This window comes from Aliiroseovarius lamellibrachiae (assembly GCF_018599245.1).
Lineage (GTDB): Bacteria > Pseudomonadota > Alphaproteobacteria > Rhodobacterales > Rhodobacteraceae > Aliiroseovarius > Aliiroseovarius lamellibrachiae.
The window spans coordinates 299,094-317,430 of record NZ_JAHEVJ010000005.1 but is presented as its reverse complement, the minus strand read 5'-3'; the positions used below and the strand labels follow the sequence as shown (position 1 = coordinate 317,430).

19 protein-coding genes and 1 tRNA gene are annotated in these 18,337 nt (G+C 52.4%); 15 read left to right on the top strand and 5 right to left on the bottom strand.

The features are described 5' to 3' along the window. Positions 1–609: 609 nt before the first annotated feature. From KKW20_RS11160 to KKW20_RS11145, 4 genes are all read left to right on the top strand, one after another. Positions 610–1,041: a c-type cytochrome gene (locus KKW20_RS11160; RefSeq protein WP_214567943.1), complete on the top strand. Its 432-nt coding sequence runs from the start codon at positions 610–612 to the stop codon at positions 1,039–1,041. A gap of 301 nt (positions 1,042–1,342) precedes the next feature. Next, on the top strand, positions 1,343–2,107 hold the full coding sequence (locus KKW20_RS11155; RefSeq protein ID WP_214567942.1) for a 5-oxoprolinase subunit B family protein: 765 nt from the start codon (positions 1,343–1,345) through the stop codon (positions 2,105–2,107). After that, positions 2,104–3,138: a 5-oxoprolinase subunit C family protein gene (locus tag KKW20_RS11150; protein ID WP_214567941.1), complete on the top strand. Its 1,035-nt coding sequence runs from the start codon at positions 2,104–2,106 to the stop codon at positions 3,136–3,138. The genes KKW20_RS11155 and KKW20_RS11150 overlap by 4 nt, the downstream gene beginning before the upstream one ends. Next, positions 3,135–3,899 carry a LamB/YcsF family protein gene (locus KKW20_RS11145; RefSeq protein ID WP_214567940.1) on the top strand — a complete coding sequence of 255 codons (765 nt, stop codon included), beginning with the start codon at positions 3,135–3,137 and terminating at the stop codon, positions 3,897–3,899. The genes KKW20_RS11150 and KKW20_RS11145 overlap by 4 nt, the downstream gene beginning before the upstream one ends. 13 nt (positions 3,900–3,912) lie before the next feature. On the opposite strand, the gene KKW20_RS11140 is transcribed toward KKW20_RS11145, so the two are convergent. Beyond that, on the bottom strand, positions 3,913–4,434 hold the full coding sequence (locus tag KKW20_RS11140) for an acyloxyacyl hydrolase (RefSeq protein ID WP_214567939.1): 522 nt from the start codon (positions 4,432–4,434) through the stop codon (positions 3,913–3,915). A 138-nt stretch (positions 4,435–4,572) separates the two neighbouring features. On the opposite strand from KKW20_RS11140, the gene KKW20_RS11135 reads away from it, so the two are divergent. Then, positions 4,573–4,649 (top strand) — tRNA-Met (locus tag KKW20_RS11135). 116 nt (positions 4,650–4,765) lie between these two features. Here the strand turns inward: KKW20_RS11135 and fliP are convergent. Genes fliP through fliF form a run of 4 tightly spaced genes read right to left on the bottom strand, consistent with a single transcriptional unit; the run spans position 4,766 to position 8,098 of the window. Further along, positions 4,766–5,515, bottom strand: a complete 750-nt coding sequence (gene fliP / locus KKW20_RS11130) for a flagellar type III secretion system pore protein FliP (RefSeq protein WP_214567938.1) — start codon at positions 5,513–5,515, stop codon at positions 4,766–4,768. 3 nt (positions 5,516–5,518) lie between these two features. Further along, the gene (locus KKW20_RS11125; RefSeq protein ID WP_214567937.1) at positions 5,519–5,800 is read right to left on the bottom strand and encodes a FliM/FliN family flagellar motor switch protein; all 282 of its coding nucleotides are present in this window, start codon (positions 5,798–5,800) and stop codon (positions 5,519–5,521) included. Beyond that, a complete protein-coding gene (locus KKW20_RS11120) occupies positions 5,793–6,407 on the bottom strand; it encodes a FliH/SctL family protein (RefSeq protein WP_214567936.1) in 615 nt (204 codons plus the stop codon). Before KKW20_RS11120 ends, KKW20_RS11125 begins: the two co-directional genes overlap by 8 nt. Beyond that, positions 6,407–8,098 carry a flagellar basal-body MS-ring/collar protein FliF gene (fliF, locus tag KKW20_RS11115; RefSeq protein WP_214567935.1) on the bottom strand — a complete coding sequence of 564 codons (1,692 nt, stop codon included), beginning with the start codon at positions 8,096–8,098 and terminating at the stop codon, positions 6,407–6,409. Before fliF ends, KKW20_RS11120 begins: the two co-directional genes overlap by 1 nt. 126 nt (positions 8,099–8,224) lie before the next feature. Between fliF and KKW20_RS11110 the strand changes: the two genes are divergently transcribed. The 10 genes from KKW20_RS11110 (at position 8,225) to KKW20_RS11065 (ending at position 18,336) form a co-directional block, all read left to right on the top strand. Further along, complete coding sequence (locus tag KKW20_RS11110) at positions 8,225–8,734, top strand: flagellar basal body-associated FliL family protein (protein WP_214567934.1); 510 nt, start codon at positions 8,225–8,227, stop codon at positions 8,732–8,734. A gap of 12 nt (positions 8,735–8,746) precedes the next feature. Then, entirely contained in the window at positions 8,747–9,190 is a 444-nt protein-coding gene (locus tag KKW20_RS11105) for a hypothetical protein (protein WP_343207584.1), read from the top strand. Next, complete coding sequence (locus KKW20_RS11100) at positions 9,187–9,846, top strand: MotE family protein (RefSeq protein WP_343207583.1); 660 nt, start codon at positions 9,187–9,189, stop codon at positions 9,844–9,846. The genes KKW20_RS11105 and KKW20_RS11100 overlap by 4 nt, the downstream gene beginning before the upstream one ends. A 75-nt stretch (positions 9,847–9,921) precedes the next feature. Further along, the gene (motA, locus tag KKW20_RS11095; RefSeq protein WP_214567933.1) at positions 9,922–10,791 is read left to right on the top strand and encodes a flagellar motor stator protein MotA; all 870 of its coding nucleotides are present in this window, start codon (positions 9,922–9,924) and stop codon (positions 10,789–10,791) included. Further along, positions 10,791–13,166, top strand: a complete 2,376-nt coding sequence (locus tag KKW20_RS11090; protein WP_214567932.1) for a hypothetical protein — start codon at positions 10,791–10,793, stop codon at positions 13,164–13,166. The genes motA and KKW20_RS11090 overlap by 1 nt, the downstream gene beginning before the upstream one ends. A gap of 72 nt (positions 13,167–13,238) precedes the next feature. Next, complete coding sequence (locus KKW20_RS11085; protein WP_246534558.1) at positions 13,239–14,015, top strand: transglycosylase SLT domain-containing protein; 777 nt, start codon at positions 13,239–13,241, stop codon at positions 14,013–14,015. 7 nt (positions 14,016–14,022) lie between these two features. Next, positions 14,023–16,110: a flagellar biosynthesis protein FlhA gene (gene flhA / locus KKW20_RS11080; RefSeq protein ID WP_214567931.1), complete on the top strand. Its 2,088-nt coding sequence runs from the start codon at positions 14,023–14,025 to the stop codon at positions 16,108–16,110. Then, entirely contained in the window at positions 16,107–16,883 is a 777-nt protein-coding gene (locus KKW20_RS11075; RefSeq protein ID WP_214567930.1) for a flagellar biosynthetic protein FliR, read from the top strand. Before flhA ends, KKW20_RS11075 begins: the two co-directional genes overlap by 4 nt. Continuing rightward, positions 16,883–17,974 carry an EscU/YscU/HrcU family type III secretion system export apparatus switch protein gene (locus KKW20_RS11070; protein WP_214567929.1) on the top strand — a complete coding sequence of 364 codons (1,092 nt, stop codon included), beginning with the start codon at positions 16,883–16,885 and terminating at the stop codon, positions 17,972–17,974. Before KKW20_RS11075 ends, KKW20_RS11070 begins: the two co-directional genes overlap by 1 nt. Then, positions 17,971–18,336 (top strand): hypothetical protein, encoded by a 366-nt coding sequence (locus KKW20_RS11065; RefSeq protein ID WP_214567928.1) that lies wholly within the window; start codon positions 17,971–17,973, stop codon positions 18,334–18,336. Before KKW20_RS11070 ends, KKW20_RS11065 begins: the two co-directional genes overlap by 4 nt. Position 18,337: the final 1 nt, after the last annotated feature.

Below are 18,337 nucleotides of genomic sequence, written 5' to 3'. Positions count from 1 at the left end.
GGAGAGTAGGTCACCGCCAAACCTAATAAAGTTCCAAAAAAACCTCTCTAATCGATATCAATCAATAATATAAACGCCGTCAGCCAAAAGCTGGCGGCGTTACTCGTTCCAAAAACTACTCAGGTACAAATTCAGCTGATCGTTCACCTTGTTCCCGTAGATTTCAGCGGGTAACGTGCGGTATGGCGCGTTCTAAGCACATCTTGTCTGTCTTTCTTGTCGTGGGTCTGGTCTTTTTGTCCGGCCTGTCCGCTGAGGCGCGCGCTGTATTGAGCGATTGTGCAATGGCCCACTGTGACCCTCACATCAAGATGTCTCATGGATCAACCAATGTCATACCTGCGGAAAAGATGACCGATCATGGCGGGTGTTCACAAAATCTGTGTCATCCTGTGGTGTTTCCGCCGCGCCTTATGCCCGCGCTTTCTGCGCAAGTTGATACGACATTTGTGTCTATCGTCCTTCGTCCACCGGTATTGAGACGCGCGGACAATCTGGAACGTCCCCCTAACGCTTGAAGTCAGATGAATGCCCTCTTTTTTTGAGAGCCCATGATGCTGCGCCCACATTGTGACGCGGCCCAAAGTCTCATTCCGTTAGGAACCACTTATGAAACGATATACCTTAACAATCGGCGCTTGCGCCGTTGCGGCAGTTGCTGCCTTTACGCTTATGAAAAATCCACAAACGAAGCGTGCCAGCGCGCCCGAAGTTGGCGAAAGCCAGGCGATAGTTGCCGTGCAACTTCCGAAAATCGCGGGGCAAGCCGCAGTCGGACAGCGAATTTTCGAAAGTGCTTGCGCCTCATGCCATGGCGTAAATGCAGCGGGCACCAAAGGCGTGGCCCCGCCGCTTGTTCACAAGATCTATGAGCCATCTCATCACGGGGATGAGGCCTTCCAGAGAGCTGTTGCCAATGGCGCAACTGGGCATCATTGGCCGTTTGGCGACATGCCCCCCATCGAGGGATTGACCCGTGGGGATGTTGCAATGGTTGTGCGCTATGTTCGCGAGTTGCAGCGCGCCAATGGGATTAAATGACGGCGTTTCGCATATATGTTGGCGCAGGTTCTCGTCGTGCCTGTTGCCAGCCCTTTAAAACACCCCAAGCCACTTGAGCAAAGGGTCACGCCTGGCAGATCTCTCCGCAGTGCGGGGGGATCTCATCACTATGTTGACGCCTAAGGAATGCGGCGGAGGGGGCAAAGAAAATCGCTATCGGGTTTGTCCGCGCTGAGGAGGCTTCGACACGCGCGGTATTGCACTGGAATTGTGGGTTGCGCGCTCAACCGATATGACGTGACTATCCATCACGGCAAACACCCCCTAAACTCAGGCAACCATGACCCCACGCAATCCCAGCTCTGTAAAACCAACCTCGATGCCCTCGATCCGAACGGTCGGATTGACCGGCATTTTGGTGACATTCGGAGATCAGCTATCAGAGGCGACAAACAACGCGGCACTGGCATTTCAAGAGGCAGTGGATCGGCTGAAAATTGATGGCGTGACAGAAACCTCGACGTCGCTGGTGTCGACCTTTGTCCAGTTTGATCCGACCCGCCTGTCCCGAACGGCGTTACAGGGCCAATTGCGGGAACTGGCAGGATCGCGCGATTGGTCTGTTTCGAAGGACGCTGTCGCACGTCGGCTTTGGAAGGTGAAAACGTCATTTGGCGGCGAGGATGGACCCCAGTTGGATGAGGTTGCCCAGCTGGTCGGCCTGACGCCAGAGGCTGCGATAAATCAGGTTCTGGAAACCCGCGTTCGTGTGATCACAATAGGGTTTGCGCCCGGCCAACCCTATTTGGGGACACTACCGCGCAACTGGGATTTCCCACGCCTACCAGATCTGATCCCGCGTGTGCCGGCCGGATCTTTGGTGGTTGCTCTGCGGCAATTGGTATTGTTCACAAATGATACCCCGACGGGATGGCGACAAATTGGTCAAACAGCGTTCCGCAACTTCGAGCCAAACAGTGCGTCGCCGTTTCGTTTGCGCGCAGGCGATGAAATGGAATTTGTCCGGGTGGGGCAAGATGAGATGCGCCGCTGTCTTGCTGACCCTACGCGTGCGACTGCGGCAGAATTGGTAGACCTGTCGTGATCCGTTCCGTAACGATATTACGCGCCGGCCCCGCCTTGACGATACAGGATTTGGGCCGCCCGGGGTGGCATGCCTATGGTGTGTCAAATGGCGGGGCTGTTGATTGCATGGCCTTGCATGAGGGCGCGGCATTGCTGGGGCAAACTGCGGGCTATGCTGCGCTCGAAATGCATTCATTCGGCGGAGATTTCCTGATCGAAGGGGACTGTCGCATCGCATTGACCGGTGCGCCTATGATTGCCCACCTTGACGGGGTGACGCTGGCTTGGAACGCAAGTCATAAGGTGAAACATGGCCAACGCCTTTCGATCGGTGCCGCCACCAGCGGTGTCTATGGATATCTCAGCGTCAGTGGAGGCTTTCAGACACCTGAATGGTTGGGCAGCCGGTCCGCGCATCTTGCCGCAAATATTGGTGGCCTTCTTGGCGCTGGCGACAGGTTGCCGGTGGGCGATGACCCGGACGAGGGCGCCATGTCGGTTTTTCTCCGGGTGCCTGATCGGTTCAGTGGCGGTGACATTCGTGTCGTGGCAACCTTGCACACCTCCTTGTTTTCGACTGCGGAAGTGGAAAGGTTTACGCAGACCAATTTCCAACGATCTTTGCGCAGCAATCGACAGGGCGCTGCGCTGACATTTGAAGGGCCACCTTTCACACCTGAAGCCGGGCAAAGTATTCTGTCTGAACCTATGATCAGCGGTGATATTCAGATGACTGGGGATGGTTATCCATTTGTTTTACAAAGTGAATGTCAGACCGCGGGTGGATTTGCACGGATGGCCCAAGTGCTCCCCTGTGATCTGCCAATCGTTGCACAAGCCACCCCAGACAAGGTGCTGCGTTTCCGGTTTGTGACATTTGAAGACGCGGATTTGGCCTATCAATCTTACCTAACAGACCTTCGGAACCTGCGCGGCCAAACCCGCCCGTTGGTGCGGCGGGTTGAAGACATACGTGATCTGCTTTCTTATCAGCTTATCAGCGGTGCGGTGACAGGCTGGGAAACAGATATGCCAGAGGACAGTAAATGACACGAGTGGATTTGAATGCCGATATGGGCGAGAGCTTTGGGTCTTGGACCATGGGGAACGACCGGGCGTTACTTGATATTGTCACATCAGCGAACATCGCTTGTGGGTTTCATGCCGGTGACCCTGATGTCATGGCAGACACCATGAAGGCTGCCGTCCAACGCAAAGTTGGTATTGGTGCACATCCGGGATTACCTGATTTGCAAGGGTTTGGGCGCAGAGAGATGGCGGTGGATGCAAAGACACTCGGCAATATGGTGCGTTACCAATTGGGGGCCGCGATGGCTATGGCGGCCAGTGCCGGTGGACGCGTGACGCATTTCAAACTGCACGGCGCGTTGTCGCATATGGCTGTTGCGGATGAAGATATTGCAACTGCGTGTTTTCGAGCAGTTCAGGAGATTTCGCCAGACATTGTCATTATGGTTATCGCGAGCACCGGTATGCAACGGGCCGCCGAACGGCTGAACTGTAACCTCGCGGCCGAAATCTTTGCAGACCGCGCCTATCTTGATGATGGTACGCTTATGGGGCGCAGCCTGCCCGGATCGGTGATCCATGATGCGGAGTTGGCGGCCTTGCGTATGCGTGAAATGGTTTCCGAGGGTGCAATTATCACCGCCACGGGCGCGCGTATTCCAACGAAAATCGACACAATATGTGTGCACGGGGACACCCCAGAGGCAATCGCAATTGCGCAAGCCGTGCGGGATGGGTTGCTGATGGACGGTGTCCGCGTGGCGGGATTGGCCGAGGTGTAATCCACCCTCGGTGTCACCCCTCGACACGCCCATAACGTACCAGAACCGTTTCCAACCCGGGGTTCGGGGTTGGGAAGCTGAGTTCGCCGTTCGAGCGATGGTCAAGCGAAACGCCGATACGATTGCCATTTTCGCGATAAATACCAGCTTCAACACCGGAGCGAAATTCTAGTGGATATCCTAGTCGCGGCCCGGATTTTGCGCGCATCCACCAGCCGGGCATAAAGCTCAATTCTGCATAGCCATGCCCGTTTCCGGTAGAAAATTCGTTCAATGCGCCTGCGCCAACCCAAACATCGCCAAGTGTGTCGACTGAAATTCCAACCGTCGGTCGAAAAGGCCCAAATGTCACCGGGGCATCAAGGCGATAGTAGGTCTCTTGACCAATTATATCCGCCTCGAAAATCAACTGCCCCGCAGAAATTGTGTGGCGGACCCCGCTCCATGCCAACCGCATGCAGCCATCCCCACAAAAATTCGCGCCCATATCGATGAGCCCGGTCAACAGAAATATTACCGCCAGAGTGCCGTCCATAATGCATCCTTTCCCCTCAAAGACTTATGGGAGAATTCATGTTCTGTCACCAGATCTTGAGAGCATAAAGAAATGTAACACTTTTTTGCCAATACCCCTTGTGGTTCTGAGAGGGCAAGCGTATATCAGCCTCACTGTCGCGGGATGGAGCAGCCCGGTAGCTCGTCAGGCTCATAACCTGAAGGTCGTAGGTTCAAATCCTACTCCCGCAACCAAATACCTGATTGTTCAGGTTAAAAGGGTCGCCATAAGGCGGCCTTTTTTGATTTGGGTATGCCGCCCTCATCCATCACAGGTGCTGACGTTGAGGGCTGTGTTGGTATCGCAGATGTTAAAAGTAACTCCGCACCAAAGCGCTTGAAATCAAGCTCCACCCATCCGCTACCACAAAAAATGCAAGTTTGAACGGCAGTGAGACAATTGCAGGCGGCACCATCATCATGCCCATCGACATGAGAATTGCAGCGACAACAAGGTCGATGATCAGAAATGGGAGGAAGACCAAAAAACCGATTTGAAAGGCGCGCTCAATCTCTGACAAAAGGAAGGATGGAACAAGGATGGAGAGGGGGGAGGTGGCGGCAGGGTCACCACTGTACCCTGGCCTCAGCTCTGCGAGATGCGCAAATGTGTCGGGGTCAATTCGGTTCGCCATGAAGATACGAAATGGCTCCATTGCAGCGGAAAATGCGGGCTCCAGTTCAAGCTCCCCTTGTGTAAAGGGCTGTGCGCCGACCTGCCATGCTTCTGTAAAAACGGGTTCCATAACAAAGTAGGTGAGGAAAAGCGCCAGACTGATAATCAGCATATTTGGCGGCGATTGTTGTAGCCCAATGGCTTGTCTCAGAATTGAAAGAACAGTCACGATAAACGGGAAACAGGTCACCATAACGGCCAAGCCTGGAACCAGACTGAGCAATGTGATCAACACCATGAGTTGGATCGATCGTGTGGCGAGTGACCCTTCTGCGCCAAGATTTAGCGAAATATCTTGCGCGAACGAAAGGCTGGGAGCGGCAATAAAAAATACCAAAACAAGAAGTGTCGATATGGGCGTAGAAAGGGTGCAACGGTTTAGCATTTACTAAAGCCCTGATGTCAAATCTGCGACTTCGGTCAGCCGAACGGCAAGTCCACCGCTAGGGTCGCCCTCGATTTCTTCAAGCTCCCCTCGTGCGATTAACTTGTCGCCAACATAAAGCTCAACCGGATCCTCCACTTTTTTGTCCAAGGGAAGAATGCTGTCATTTTTCAGGCGCAGCAACTCTCTTACTGTGGGTCTGGCCTTGCCAACGGAAATCGTGATTTCAATTGGAACTTGGGTGAATGGGCTGGAATGTGTGGTGTCTTGGGTTTCGTCAGCCATGATTTTGGGCCCTTTCATTGATTTCATAAAGACCGGAAATTGCCTCGCCAATTCTTTGAACGGCGCCGCTCAGATCAATTTGCTTTTCAGTCTGCCCCATGCGGATATAGACCTGCCCCTCGGCTAGGGTTTCTTCTTCGATAAGTTCAACGGGGATCGTGTTGTTCTGTGCCAAAAGCTGCTCTAGGGTCTCGCGACCTTGCGGGTAAACAATGATCTGGATTGGCGTGTCCGCAGCGTCAGCAGCAAGTGGCAAAAGTTCCTCGACAATCGCCTGACCTATCGTGTCAGAGATGAGTTTTGGGAGAACCTTGGCGACCATGCTTGCCAGCAAAGGCTCTAGCGACTGCATTACATGACTTCTGGCTTCGTGAAATGTGAAACCAAGATCCTGCAGGTTTCGCGCGAATTCCGCGCCAATTCGGTTTCGGTCATTGTCATCTGTTTTGGCGGCATCATCCCAGCCTGCTTGATAGCCGGCCTCATATCCAGCGAGTCGGGCCTTCTCTAGATCGTCGCTAGAGATGGCAGGTGCTGACGGTTGAGCAGGTTGCTGCATCTGTTTGGTCGGAATATCAAATTCTTCAAGGCGGAACAGTCGAGACATCAGGCGGTCTCCTCTTCATCTTCCATCCAGCCGCGAAGGATCTCGATGGTTTCACTTTGACGCTCTTCAATTAGGTCGCGCAAGCGCTGAACCGGGTCCTGAGCGCCCATGCTGCCCAAGTCATCATCAAAGTCGATGTCCGAAACCACTGACATTTGTGGAGGAGAAAACTCTCCGTCGTCGATTTCACCCGTGAGCGAGGGCATGTCGGAGAAATCAGTATTGAATTGAATTGGCTCAGCGCTTCCGGATGAAGCGGGTGCGTCCATGGTTGTGGGTGACGTGTTCGCGGGCAATTGTGGGCCGGGCAATGACTGCGCAGCCCGTGTTGCCTGTGGATTGTCCGCCGTACTTCCGAGGATCGGCCTAAGAACAAACAGTCCCAAGATCAGTGAAACGAATGCCAGAACCATCAGCTGAATAAGGGACATGAGGTCGAGATGTAAGCGTTGCAGAAAGCCAACTTCGGCGGCTGTCCCCTCCAATGGCAAGGGCTCAAACTCCATTGTTTTTAGGGTGATTGTGTCACCCCGTGCTTCTTCAAAGCCGATGGCGGATGCAACCAGATCTTTTAGGCTGGCGAGCTCTTCTTCGGAACGTGGCGACCAAACCTCTTCGCCAGTTTCATTTGCGGTGCGAATGCCATCAACCAATACCGCAACAGTAATACGTTTGGTGGCGCCGGGAGATCGGATGATTTCGCGTGTTGTTTCTGAGACTTCGTAATTGACCAGCTCGCGGGTTTCGCTGTTCTGTGCGGAAGAGGAGTTCTCTCCTCCACTGCCTGCGCCATCCGGCAGATTGGAGGCCACGGTGACACCGCCTGCGCCCGAATCGGAACTTTGGCTCGTGTTTTCCTGTGTCTCGGTTGAAATGGCGACGCGCCCGTTGGGATCAAATGTTTTTTCCAGGATTGATTCGCGTTCCGTCACGGTTTCCAAACTCAACTCAACAACGGCGTTGCCAGCACCAACTCTGGCCTCCAACAGATTTTGAATACTTGCTTTCAGAACATCTGCTTTGTCACTCGCCGTGTTTTGCGCGGCCCCGCCGTCATCGCCTGCCGTAACGAGACCGCCACGGCTGTCGATGACGGACACATCTTCTGGTGCCAATCCTGGAACAGCCGATGATACAAGGTATTTAAAGGCTTTTGCTTGTGAGCCGGAGATGTTTCCGCTCGACGTTGTTAAAGTGACCGAAGCGGTAGGTTTTGCGCGCGCGCGCAACCCCTGCTGGGCCGCTTGCGCAATGTGAACACGCGCATTTTTTACAAACGGGCTAGAAACAATTGTACGCGCAAGCTCACCTTCTTTGGCACGCCAATAGGCCGCATCAAACATCTGTGACGTCGTCCCAAAACCAGATAATCCGTCAAGTAACTCGTAACCACGAGATGAATTTGTCGGCAAGCCATCGCTTGCTAACGTCATTCGCAAACTATCCCGCTGGGCGCTGTTGACGTAAATTGCCCCGCCGCGCACCTCAAATTCTGCACCGCGAGCTTCTAAAGCTTTCACAACTTCGCCAGCAGCACCTGATTCGAGACCTGCATAAAGCAAGTCCATGGAGGGCTGGCTGGCCAACCGAGATATACCCAGCACCGCGGCAAACATTGCCAGAGTAGCAAGGGCAACGACTATCTTTTTTCGTGCGTCCAATACGGACCAAACAGAAAGGATCTGCTGCAAGACGTAACTCCTTCTACGAGCGGGCTTCTGCCCCCGTCACTCAAACAGTTTTCTCCGAACGGCCTTAACAATCGGTTAGTGCCCGCCGGTCTATAACGATTCGAGGAAAAAATTTCTGGTGATGAAATGGCAGAAGCTGAAGAACCGGTAGATGGCGAAGAAGAAGAAGCGCCAAAGAAAAAATCCAAGAAGGGCCTTATCATTGGTCTGGTACTTGCGCTGGCTCTCGGCGGCGGAGGTTTTTTTGCGGTATACTCCGGGATGCTGCTCGCACCAGCTTCAGAAGATGGACACGCGCCAGAGGGCGAGGCGCCCGAAATTGTTCTGGATCTTCCGCCTGTTGCCTATGTGGAACTAGATCCGCTGGTAATTTCACTAGGGCGAGCGGCCAGCAATAAGCATCTCCGATTCCGCGCATCTTTAGAAGTTGAACCCAACTACCTTCAGGATGTCGAGGGCCTGAAACCGCGCGTTTTGGACGTGTTGAATTCCTATTTGCGTGCGGTTGAAATTCGTAACCTAGAGGATCCTGGTGCGTTGATCATGTTGCGTGCGCAGATGTTGCGCCGAATTCAACTGGTCACGGGTGAAGGTCGGGTGCGGGATCTTTTAATCTTAGAATTTGTGCTGAACTGAGCCATGGAGGGAATGAATATGGACCTTATCGCGGACACCCTTATGGCGGCTGGCGCGCTTGGCGCAGCGATATATTGCATTGTATTGTCGCGCCGGCTTAAGCGGTTCAACAATCTGCAAAATGGGATGGGTGGTGCTGTTGCAGTGCTGTCTGCTCAAGTCGACGACATGACTAAAACCCTGATTAAGGCGCAATCTGCGGCGGGAAAAAGCGCAGAGCAGCTTGGGGATCTTACCCAACGCGCAGAAGCCGCTTCGAGAAAGCTCGAACTGATGATGGCAAGTTTACATGATTTGCCAGAGGAAAATGCGACTGCTCAAGACGCGGTTGCCCCCCGCCAGCCTGATTCAGAAGTAGATACCGATAAACCGCAAACCAGCTCTGAGGCGGATCTTTCGGTCCAGGTGCCGGTGTTCTTAAGTCACAGGCATAAGCATCTAGAGGCGGCCGAATGATGTTTGGAAAAAAAGCAAAAAAGAACGCGCTCGGTAATGCAAAGCATGCGGAGCAGCCTGTAAAAGCAAAAAAGGAACGATCAAGAAAGCCGACAAGCCGAGGTGCTTTGTGGGTGATTGCCGCATTGTTTGTGGCGTCAGGGGTGCTCCGTTTGGGCGATCATGGGGTGGCGATTGCTAAGGAAGTGGCGTCATTGGTGGACCCGTCCAATGGACCTATGACGCATGACGCCACCTGTAAAACAGAAGATGATATCGCTCGTGTATTGGCCGTTCTTCAAGAGCGCGAGGACGCGCTGAACAAACGAGAAGGCGCATTGCGAGACAGATTGCAGGCAGTAAGTGTCGCCGAGAGCCAAATCCAATTAAATATGGCTGCACTCGTTGAAGCAGAAAACTCACTAAAGGCGACTATGGCGTTAGCGGATGGTGCGGCTGAGAATGATCTGAGCCAGCTGACACAGGTTTATGAGAGCATGAAGGCGAAACAGGCAATTCCACTTTTTGCCCAGATGGATCCGCAGTTTGCTGCTGGTTTTTTGGGGCGAATGCGCTCTGAATCTGCAGCACAGATCATGGCTGGACTTGATCCCCAAAAGGCCTATGCCATCAGCGTAATTTTAGCGGGCCGAAATGCAAATGTTCCTACGAATTGATGAAATATAGCACGGTTTTTTAACCCAATTTTGACAGCATCAAGGTTACTGAACGCGCGGTAAGGAGATTAGTAAATGGTCGGAATTATTGGGATTGCACTAATTTTTGTTATGGTGTTCGGGGGCTACATTGCTGCTGGCGGGAAGATGGGTATCATCCTGAAATCTCTTCCTTTTGAGTTTACTATGATTGGGGGCGCCGCCGCAGGTGCATTTGTCATTTCAAACGATGTGCCCTCCATCAAACATACGCTCAAAGACATCGGGAAAGTATTCAAAGGGCCCAGGTGGACGCATGGCGACTATAAGGAGCTTTTGTGCTTATTGTTTGAACTGATCAGACAGGCGCGCCAAAATGCGGTCGCGCTTGAAGAGCACATTGAAAACCCGGAAGAAAGTGCGATCTTTTCGCGTTATCCAAAAATTCTTGCTGACAAAGAAGCGATTGAACTGATTTGCGACACGCTGCGATCGGCCTCGATGAATTATGATGATCCGCACCAAGTAGAAGAAGTCTTAGAAAAGCGGATGGAGGCCAACCTCCACCACGCTCTTCATTCCAGTCACGAGATGCAAGCCATCGCAGACGGATTGCCTGCGCTGGGAATTGTTGCAGCTGTTCTTGGTGTGATTAAGACAATGGGCTCAATTGACCAGCCGCCTGAAATTTTGGGTAAGATGATTGGGGGTGCTTTGGTCGGAACATTTTTGGGGGTGTTTTTGGCATATGGTCTTATGGCCCCATTTTCGTCAAAGGTTAAAACTGTTGTCGAAGAAGATGCCCATTTTTACCAACTGATCCGTGAGGTTCTGGTCGCAAACCTATACAATCACTCCGTCAATATTTGTATCGAGGTTGGTCGACAAAACACCCCGGGTCATTGCCGCCCGAGCTATTCAGAGCTTGAAGAAGCTCTGAAGGAAGTGAAGAAAGCGGCAGCATAATGTTCTTAGTACGCTCATTACTTTTCCTGATTTTGTCGACAAGTTTCGCCATGTCACAACAATTGACGGTGAAATCCGGCGAGCATGATAAGTTTTCGCGACTCGTTGTTTATACGCAGAGTCCCGGCGCGTGGACGTTTGGTCGCGTCGAACGAGGATATGAGTTGCGATTAAGTCAACGTGAAAAGACGTTCAACATTTCAGATGCTTTTTCTCTTATCCCGAGAACGCGGATTAAGAGCCTTGAAGACCTTGGTGATGGTCGGCTCTTGATTGACACTGATTGCAGCTGCCATGCAGCAACGTTTGTTGCTTCAGGCGGACAAATTGTCATTGATATCATCTCGGGATTGCCATCATCCGAGTCAGACGCGTTCGAAGCATTTCTCGATGTACCGGATGCAAAGCAGATCGAAGAAGCAAGGACGGTGATGGTTGACAGCGCCCATGGCCAGTCGACGTCAATCGCGCGCCTTGGGTTGCCTCTTCTGCCAACCGCTGAAAAGCCTCAGCTTATCTTGGATGAAGCGGCCTCTGAAAATAGCTTTCGGGACGAAGCTCAACGCATTTCTGATGACTCTGCTGAGCACGGGGCAACGCAAAATGAGGTGGAGCTCGTCGACAGTGCATTCGCCGAACCCAATTCGCGAGATCGGGTGAGGGAAACTGAAATCGCTCTGATTGAGCAAATTGGCCGCGCTGCGGCACAGGGATTGATTGATGCTAATCTGTCAGATCTGGAAGCCGAAGTGGACCGTGTCACCCATCCAACGCAGGAGGTCGAGGCTCCCTCTCCCGTCGTGGCCCCGGAATTTGAGCCGATTGAAAACTTGGATGCGAATGCTCACGTTGCTGTGCAGACATCAATTGATCGCGAAACGGCACTACAAAAATCTGAGACCTTGTCCACACAAGAGGGACGCGCCTGTTTACCTGACGAATATTATGCCATTGAGGCTTGGGGTGGAGAGGTCCAAGCGGGTGCCGATCTAGCAAAGCATAAATCAGGTTTTTTGGGTGAGTTTGATCAGCCCGACGCCGAAGTGGTAACAGCTTTGGTTCGTCAATTGGTCTACCTTACGTTTGGCGCTGAAGCAAAAGCGTTGATCAACCGCTATGGCAACTTGATTGATGGTTCTGACAGCTTAACACAAATGTCTGAGATTATGGATGACCTGACTGCTGTCGAAGGACACAGGTATTCTCCACAAATGGGTTGTGATGGTAATACAGCGCTTTGGGCCGCATTGGCGCAATCTGAGTTCCGTCCAGGACAGGAAATCAACACGAAGGCGATTATTGTATCTTTTTCCAAATTGCCTCTGCACTTGCGGCGGCATCTCGGCCCAAGCCTTGCCAAAAAGTTTCTTGATGCGGGTGACATGCAAACGGCAGTTTCTCTACGCAATATATTAGGCCGCGTCGAGGGTGATCACGGCCCCGAGTTTCAGTACCTAGAAGCACAAATCGATCTGGAACAAGGGGAGACACAACTCGCAGAGACTCGTCTGACAGATATTGTGAATGATGATACAAGTCTGTCCCCCACCGCCGCTTTAGAGATCGTAAATGCGCGCTTGTCTCACAATCAGGTTGTCCCGCAACGTATTCTGGAACTTGTGTCAACATTTGCTTTTGAGCAGCAAGGGTCGCGACTTGGTATTGATTTGGAAATTGCGCAAATTCAAGCGCTCGCAAACAACGGTGATTTCGCAACCGCGATCGCTGAATTTAGGAGTGATGTTGCCGACCACAAATACAACGAAAACGAGGTGGCCAGTCTACGTCATGCCATCTTCTCGGAACTGGTTGATCAGGGGACCAATAGTGACTTTTTGCGCTACACCGTAGGGGCCGAATTCGACTACAATGCTTTGGGTGAGGAATTGCGAAAACCTATTGCAGAACGTCTTATTGATCTGGGTTTTGCGCGCGATGCGCGCGTGTTGCTGGATGTCGCCGGGACGGTACCAGATACAGAACAACGCCTGGATTTCGCCAAAATCGCTCTCTTGGAAAGGAAGCCGGATGTTGCGCTGGGGTATCTTGCCGGATTGGTCACCGAAGACGCAGAACGGCTTCGCGCGCAAGCGCACGATATGTCTGGCGATTACAGTTTATCTTCGGAAATTTACAGCCGGTTGGGTGACAAGCCCGCGCAATATGAAGCGGCTTGGCGTGGTGGTGAGTGGTCGCAGCTTTTAGGCGGTGAAGAAGGAAATGTTCCGGCCATCAGTCAATTGATACTCGCAACTGAACGAAACGCGGCTCCCTCCCAAGATGGTGTTTTTATGATCAACTCGGGACTTTTGACCAAAAGCGAAGAAACTAGGAACATACTCTCAGGTTTGCTGAAAGAATTCCCTAACCCCTAGGGGTGCTTACCCTTTGTAAACGACTCTCGCCTAATCTGATGTTAACCAACGTCAGCAAAAAGTGCGCGTGAAATGACAAGAAATGTCTCTCCCTTATCGGGAACTATCGCAATAAATTCGTGTGTTAACACCTTTGCGGTCATTTGTATTCTGATGGCGGGGTTCTCAATGCCTGCCTTCTCAGAAGGAGATGAATCGCACGTTTGCGATCAGGTTGCCTCTGTCGCCTCTGCCCAAACAGGCGTGCCCCTCTCTGTGTTAAAAGCGATCTCGCTGACCGAGACGGGGCGTAAACGCGGTGGGCGGTTTCGCCCTTGGCCATGGACTGTGAACATGGAAGGCAAAGGGGTGTGGTTTGATGCCGAAGATGACGCTCGGGCCTATGTTTATAAACACTTCAAGCGCGGTGCGCGGAGTTTTGACGTTGGCTGCTTTCAGATCAACTACAAATGGCACCACCAAAACTTCGCTTCGCTGGAGGAAATGTTTGATCCGCTTGCGAACGGAATTTACGCAGCGAAGTTTTTGTCGGAACTCTATGAAGAAAAAGGCAACTGGCGTGATGCCGCAGGGGCTTATCATTCGCGCACACCCAAATATGCCGATCGCTATAAAGAGCGATTTGCCAAGTTGCGGGCAAAGTTTATCGGGCAGGATTCAGATCCAGTTCAGGTCGCAAGCGTTTCACAAGAAGACGTCGCGACACCACCGCCCATCGTCGATTTACTGGTCCCAAGAGTAAACAACTTCCCACTGCTGCAATCAGGCACAGGTGCAAAAGCGCTGGGCTCTTTGGTGCCCTCACGCGGTGCGGCGGCGACGCCCTTCATTCTTCAGGATAATGGATAGGTGAAAGATGCAGTTTAACCTGTCTGATTTATTTAAGCCGACCATTTTGCTTGCCCTCGCCCTGATGGCGGTGATTGTCATGATGATTTTGCCGATGCCTTCATGGGTGCTGGATATCGGATTGGCGGCGTCATTTGCACTGGCAATCCTGATGTTTACGGTCACTCTTTTTATTGAACGGCCATTGGAGTTTTCGGCATTCCCAACCGTGCTTTTGGCATCTCTGATGCTCCGACTTTCAATGAATGTCTCGTCAACAAAATTGATTATCGGTCAAGGGCATACGGGTACATCCGCGGCTGGTGATGTTATCGAAGGCTTTGCCAATTTTGTTATGGGCGGCAGTGTCTTTCTGGGGCTGGTCGTATTTTGTGTGCTGTTGATCGTGAATTTCATCGTGATCACAAAAGGGGCCACTCGAATGGCCGAAGTTGGGGCTCGGTTTGCTTTGGATGCAATGCCGGGGAAACAGCTTGCGATTGATAGCGACATGTCTGCAGGTGCTATTGACCATGCCGAGGCAAAGTTGCGGCGTGAAAAAGAACAAGCAGAAACAACCTTTTTTGGATCTCTTGATGGCGCCTCAAAATTTGTAAAAGGCGATGCTGTGGCGGGTCTGTTGATTACGCTGCTTAACATCGTTGTGGGTCTTATTATCGGCGTGTCCATACATGGAATGGATATCGGGAGCGCGTTTGAAACCTACGCGATTCTTACGGTTGGCGATGGTCTTGTGACGCAAATCCCAGCGGTTATTATTTCAATTGCGTCGGCGCTACTATTGGCGCGTGGTGGTGCCACAGGGTCAACGGATCGCGCCCTATTTGCGCAACTGGGGGGGCACCCAGCCGCACTCAGCACGGTCGCTGTATTGATGGGTTTGTTCGCCTTAGTGCCGGGCTTGCCTTTTGTTCCATTCCTCGCGGGCGCCGTTGTTCTGGGGTTCGCCGCGTGGAAGTCGAGCCAAAAACAACAAACCGCAGCAAAGGAAAAAGAGGCTGCCGCGCTAGAGGTGACAGCCGAGCCTAAACCGGAGAGCATCGGGGATATCTTGGATCTGGATGACATCCATGTCGCGTTTTCGCCGGATCTGATCTCAATGGTTTTGGACCCCGCAACGGGACTAGATGCGCGGATCAATAATATGCGGAACCATGTTGCCGGGGCATTTGGGCTTATTCTTCCAGAAATTCGACTGACGGATGATAGTACGCTACCGCCTGGTGGATACGTTGTTAAGATTCAGGGCGTGACGCAAGCAGAGGATCGCTTGGAGCCAGATAAGTGCCTTGTCATTCTCAGTGGAAATGAAATTGATTTGCCCGACGGGGAGGATGTGAAGGAACCCGTTTATGGCGCGCCGGCTCGGTGGATCTCTGTGGATGCCCAAGAAGAGGCGGCGCTTCAGGGCGGCACAATTGTAAACCCTACAGAGGTGCTTGCGACACATTTGCTGGAAGTGATCAAACGCAATTTTCCACGCCTTTTGACAATGAAAGCGCTTAGACGTTTGATGGACGAGTTTATCAACCTCAGCGACTCGGCGAGAGCAGAGGCCAATCGACGCTTGTTGGATGAACTGGTCCCCGAAAAAGTTCCACCAGACCTGCTGCTTTCAGTATTGCGACTGCTTTTGGACGAGCGTGTTTCGGTTAGAAATTTACCACTGATCCTTGAAAGCGTTGCCGAGGCACGCCCGGTCATTCCGTCGCCCGAGGGGATTTGCGAGCATGTGCGCCATCGATTAGGGTTTCAACTTGTGTCAGAGCTAAAACGCGGGGATGGCTCGATCCCCTTGGTGCAGCTTGCTCCTGAGTGGGAAGAGCGCTTTTCCGCGTTCCAAATTGACAGCGACCGGGGACCGCAAGATGTGGCGCTGCCGCCTGATGAATTCAACCGCTTGGCCAATGCAATTGCTGATCGGATTGCGAAAGCTGGCGAAACTGGGATCTACCCCGCCGTTGTGACATCAACCCGCCGCAGACGTTTCTTGAAAACGGTTCTGAATGCAAAGGGTATTGGCAACCCTGTGTTGTCTTTCGAAGAGATTGGAACCGAAGCGCGCCCTTCATTGGTGGGTATGGTCCCGGCATGATGTATCAACTTGCTGAAATTTTAGGGCTTGGGCAGTCGGTTTTACTGTTGGCGTTTTTTGTATTTCTTCGGGTCGGCGCCGCGATGGCGTTGCTACCAGCTTTTGGCGAGCGATCGGTTCCACAGCGCGTCCGGCTGGTGCTTGGATTTGCGTTTACAATGGTGGTTTTGCCCGCCGTCGCTGCTCAGATGGATGCCGCGATAGCGGACCCGCTTAAGATTGGGATGATGGTGATTTCTGAACCCATTGCGGGGCTCATACTTGGGGCTGTTGTTCGGCTATTCATATTTGCTTTGCAAATTGCTGGAAGTATGGCTGCACAAGCCACATCTTTGGCGCAAATTTTTGGGGGCTCAAATGCCGACCCACAACCAGCAATTGGCCATGTCTTGCTCGTGTCTGGCTTGGCGTTGGCCGTTATGTTGGGTCTTCATGTCCGCTTGGCAGAAATGTTTATTCTGTCCTACGAAGTCATTCCCCCGGGTGAATTTTTGTCCGGCGCCCTGGTCTCAGACTGGGCGCTTCAGCATGTCTCGCGTATTTTTGCGCTGGCCTTTACTCTGGCCGCGCCGTTCTTGATTGCCTCACTGATCTATAATGTTGCGCTGGGCGTCATTAACCGTGCAATGCCGCAATTGATGGTGGCGTTTGTTGGTGCGCCAGCGATCACGGCGGGCGGGTTGCTGTTGCTTTTTGCGGCCACCCCATTGTTGCTTCCGCTTTGGGTTAATGCGCTTCAGGCCTTTTTAAATCAGCCATTTGGAGCGCCATGATGGCTGAGGGCGAAGATGATGATAAGCAACATGAACCGACGCAGAAAAAGCTCGATGATGCGCGAAAACGTGGCGAGGTCCCCCGATCCGCTGATCTGACAACAACCGCTGCCTTTGGTGGCATGATGGTTATGGCAGCTGTTTTGGGCGCGCAAAGCCTCAGCTCGCTAGGGGCGTTTTTAACCGGCCTTCTGGGGCGTGCTGACAGTATTTCAACAGAGCTTTTTCTTGGTGGCGGACGAGTGGGGCTGGGGAATTTGCTGTTGGGAGTGGCGCAAAACACAATTGGATGGTTTTTGATCCCCGCAGTGGCCGCGATCGTTCTAACCATTGCCACGCGCAGTTTTGTTGTGGCGCCAGACAAGCTTAAACCGAAATTGTCGAAAATATCGCCGTTGTCTAATGCCAAAAACAAATTCGGCAGGAGCGGCTTATTTGAGTTTGCGAAGAGCTTTACTAAGCTTTCAATCTACTCAGTGATTTTGGGATTTTTTCTTTTTAGCAAACTTACCACAATCATCGGCACGATGTATCTGAATCCGCAAATGGTGACGGTCGTTTTGCTCGAACTGTCGATGCAGTTTTTCGGCTTGGTGTGTGTGGTCATGCTGCTTATCGGCGGGGTGGATTACATGTGGCAGTATCAAGAGCACCTTCGGAAAAATCGAATGTCCCACAAAGAAATGATGGATGAGTTTAAGCAGAATGAGGGTGACCCGCATATGAAACAAATGCGCCGCCAAAAGGGGTATGAAATTGCGATGAACCAAATGCTGTCGGATGTGCCCGATGCGGATGTCGTGATTGTTAACCCAACCCACTACGCGGTGGCGCTCAAATGGTCGCGCCTGCCCGGAGAGGCACCAGTTTGTGTTGCCAAAGGTGTCGATGAAATTGCTGCACGTATTCGCGAAGCTGCGGCTGGGGCAGGTGTCCCCATTCACCGCGACCCGCCAACGGCGCGTGCGCTTCATGCGTCTGTTGAGATTGGCCAAGAAATCATGCCGGACCAATATCAGGCCGTCGCCGCCGCAATTCGATTTGCAGAAATGATGCGCAAAAAGGCGCGTAGTTTTGGGGTGAACCTATGACCAAACAGCTAAAGTCTTTGGGGGAAATCTCTGACATGATTTTGGATTTGAAGTTGATGGGATTGCAGCAGGTTACTCAGAAAGCTGAAGTTCTCAAGCAGAAGAACCAAGAGTTAGATACCGCAAAGCAGGCGCGATCCTCTGCGTTGACGCGAGAGGCTTCGCTCGATATGGCGCAGCTTTCAGGCCGGGATGAGGCTTGGCATGACTGGATGCAAAACGTCCGCCGCGCCCATAATTTCGAACTGGCAAAACTTTACGCAGAACGAGAAGAATGCATGGCAGAGGCTCGCCATGCAATGGGGCGCGCGGATGTCATCAAATCCCTGTTAAAAAAACAGGCGAAGTCCCGCGTGGGATAGA

Excerpts from the sequence above, each read along its gene's own strand:
- KKW20_RS11160 (WP_214567943.1), top strand. The coding sequence starts at position 610 with ATGAAACGATATACCTTAACAATCGGCGCTTGCGCCGTTGCGGCAGTT.
- KKW20_RS11155 (WP_214567942.1), top strand. The coding sequence starts at position 1,343 with ATGACCCCACGCAATCCCAGCTCTGTAAAACCAACCTCGATGCCCTCG.
- KKW20_RS11145 (WP_214567940.1), top strand. The coding sequence starts at position 3,135 with ATGACACGAGTGGATTTGAATGCCGATATGGGCGAGAGCTTTGGGTCT.
- KKW20_RS11140 (WP_214567939.1), bottom strand. The coding sequence starts at position 4,434 with ATGGACGGCACTCTGGCGGTAATATTTCTGTTGACCGGGCTCATCGAT.
- fliP (WP_214567938.1), bottom strand. The coding sequence starts at position 5,515 with ATGCTAAACCGTTGCACCCTTTCTACGCCCATATCGACACTTCTTGTT.
- KKW20_RS11125 (WP_214567937.1), bottom strand. The coding sequence starts at position 5,800 with ATGGCTGACGAAACCCAAGACACCACACATTCCAGCCCATTCACCCAA.
- KKW20_RS11120 (WP_214567936.1), bottom strand. The coding sequence starts at position 6,407 with ATGTCTCGACTGTTCCGCCTTGAAGAATTTGATATTCCGACCAAACAG.
- KKW20_RS11110 (WP_214567934.1), top strand. The coding sequence starts at position 8,225 with ATGGCAGAAGCTGAAGAACCGGTAGATGGCGAAGAAGAAGAAGCGCCA.
- KKW20_RS11105 (WP_343207584.1), top strand. The coding sequence starts at position 8,747 with ATGAATATGGACCTTATCGCGGACACCCTTATGGCGGCTGGCGCGCTT.
- KKW20_RS11100 (WP_343207583.1), top strand. The coding sequence starts at position 9,187 with ATGATGTTTGGAAAAAAAGCAAAAAAGAACGCGCTCGGTAATGCAAAG.
- motA (WP_214567933.1), top strand. The coding sequence starts at position 9,922 with ATGGTCGGAATTATTGGGATTGCACTAATTTTTGTTATGGTGTTCGGG.
- KKW20_RS11090 (WP_214567932.1), top strand. The coding sequence starts at position 10,791 with ATGTTCTTAGTACGCTCATTACTTTTCCTGATTTTGTCGACAAGTTTC.
- KKW20_RS11085 (WP_246534558.1), top strand. The coding sequence starts at position 13,239 with ATGACAAGAAATGTCTCTCCCTTATCGGGAACTATCGCAATAAATTCG.
- flhA (WP_214567931.1), top strand. The coding sequence starts at position 14,023 with ATGCAGTTTAACCTGTCTGATTTATTTAAGCCGACCATTTTGCTTGCC.
- KKW20_RS11075 (WP_214567930.1), top strand. The coding sequence starts at position 16,107 with ATGATGTATCAACTTGCTGAAATTTTAGGGCTTGGGCAGTCGGTTTTA.
- KKW20_RS11070 (WP_214567929.1), top strand. The coding sequence starts at position 16,883 with ATGGCTGAGGGCGAAGATGATGATAAGCAACATGAACCGACGCAGAAA.
- KKW20_RS11065 (WP_214567928.1), top strand. The coding sequence starts at position 17,971 with ATGACCAAACAGCTAAAGTCTTTGGGGGAAATCTCTGACATGATTTTG.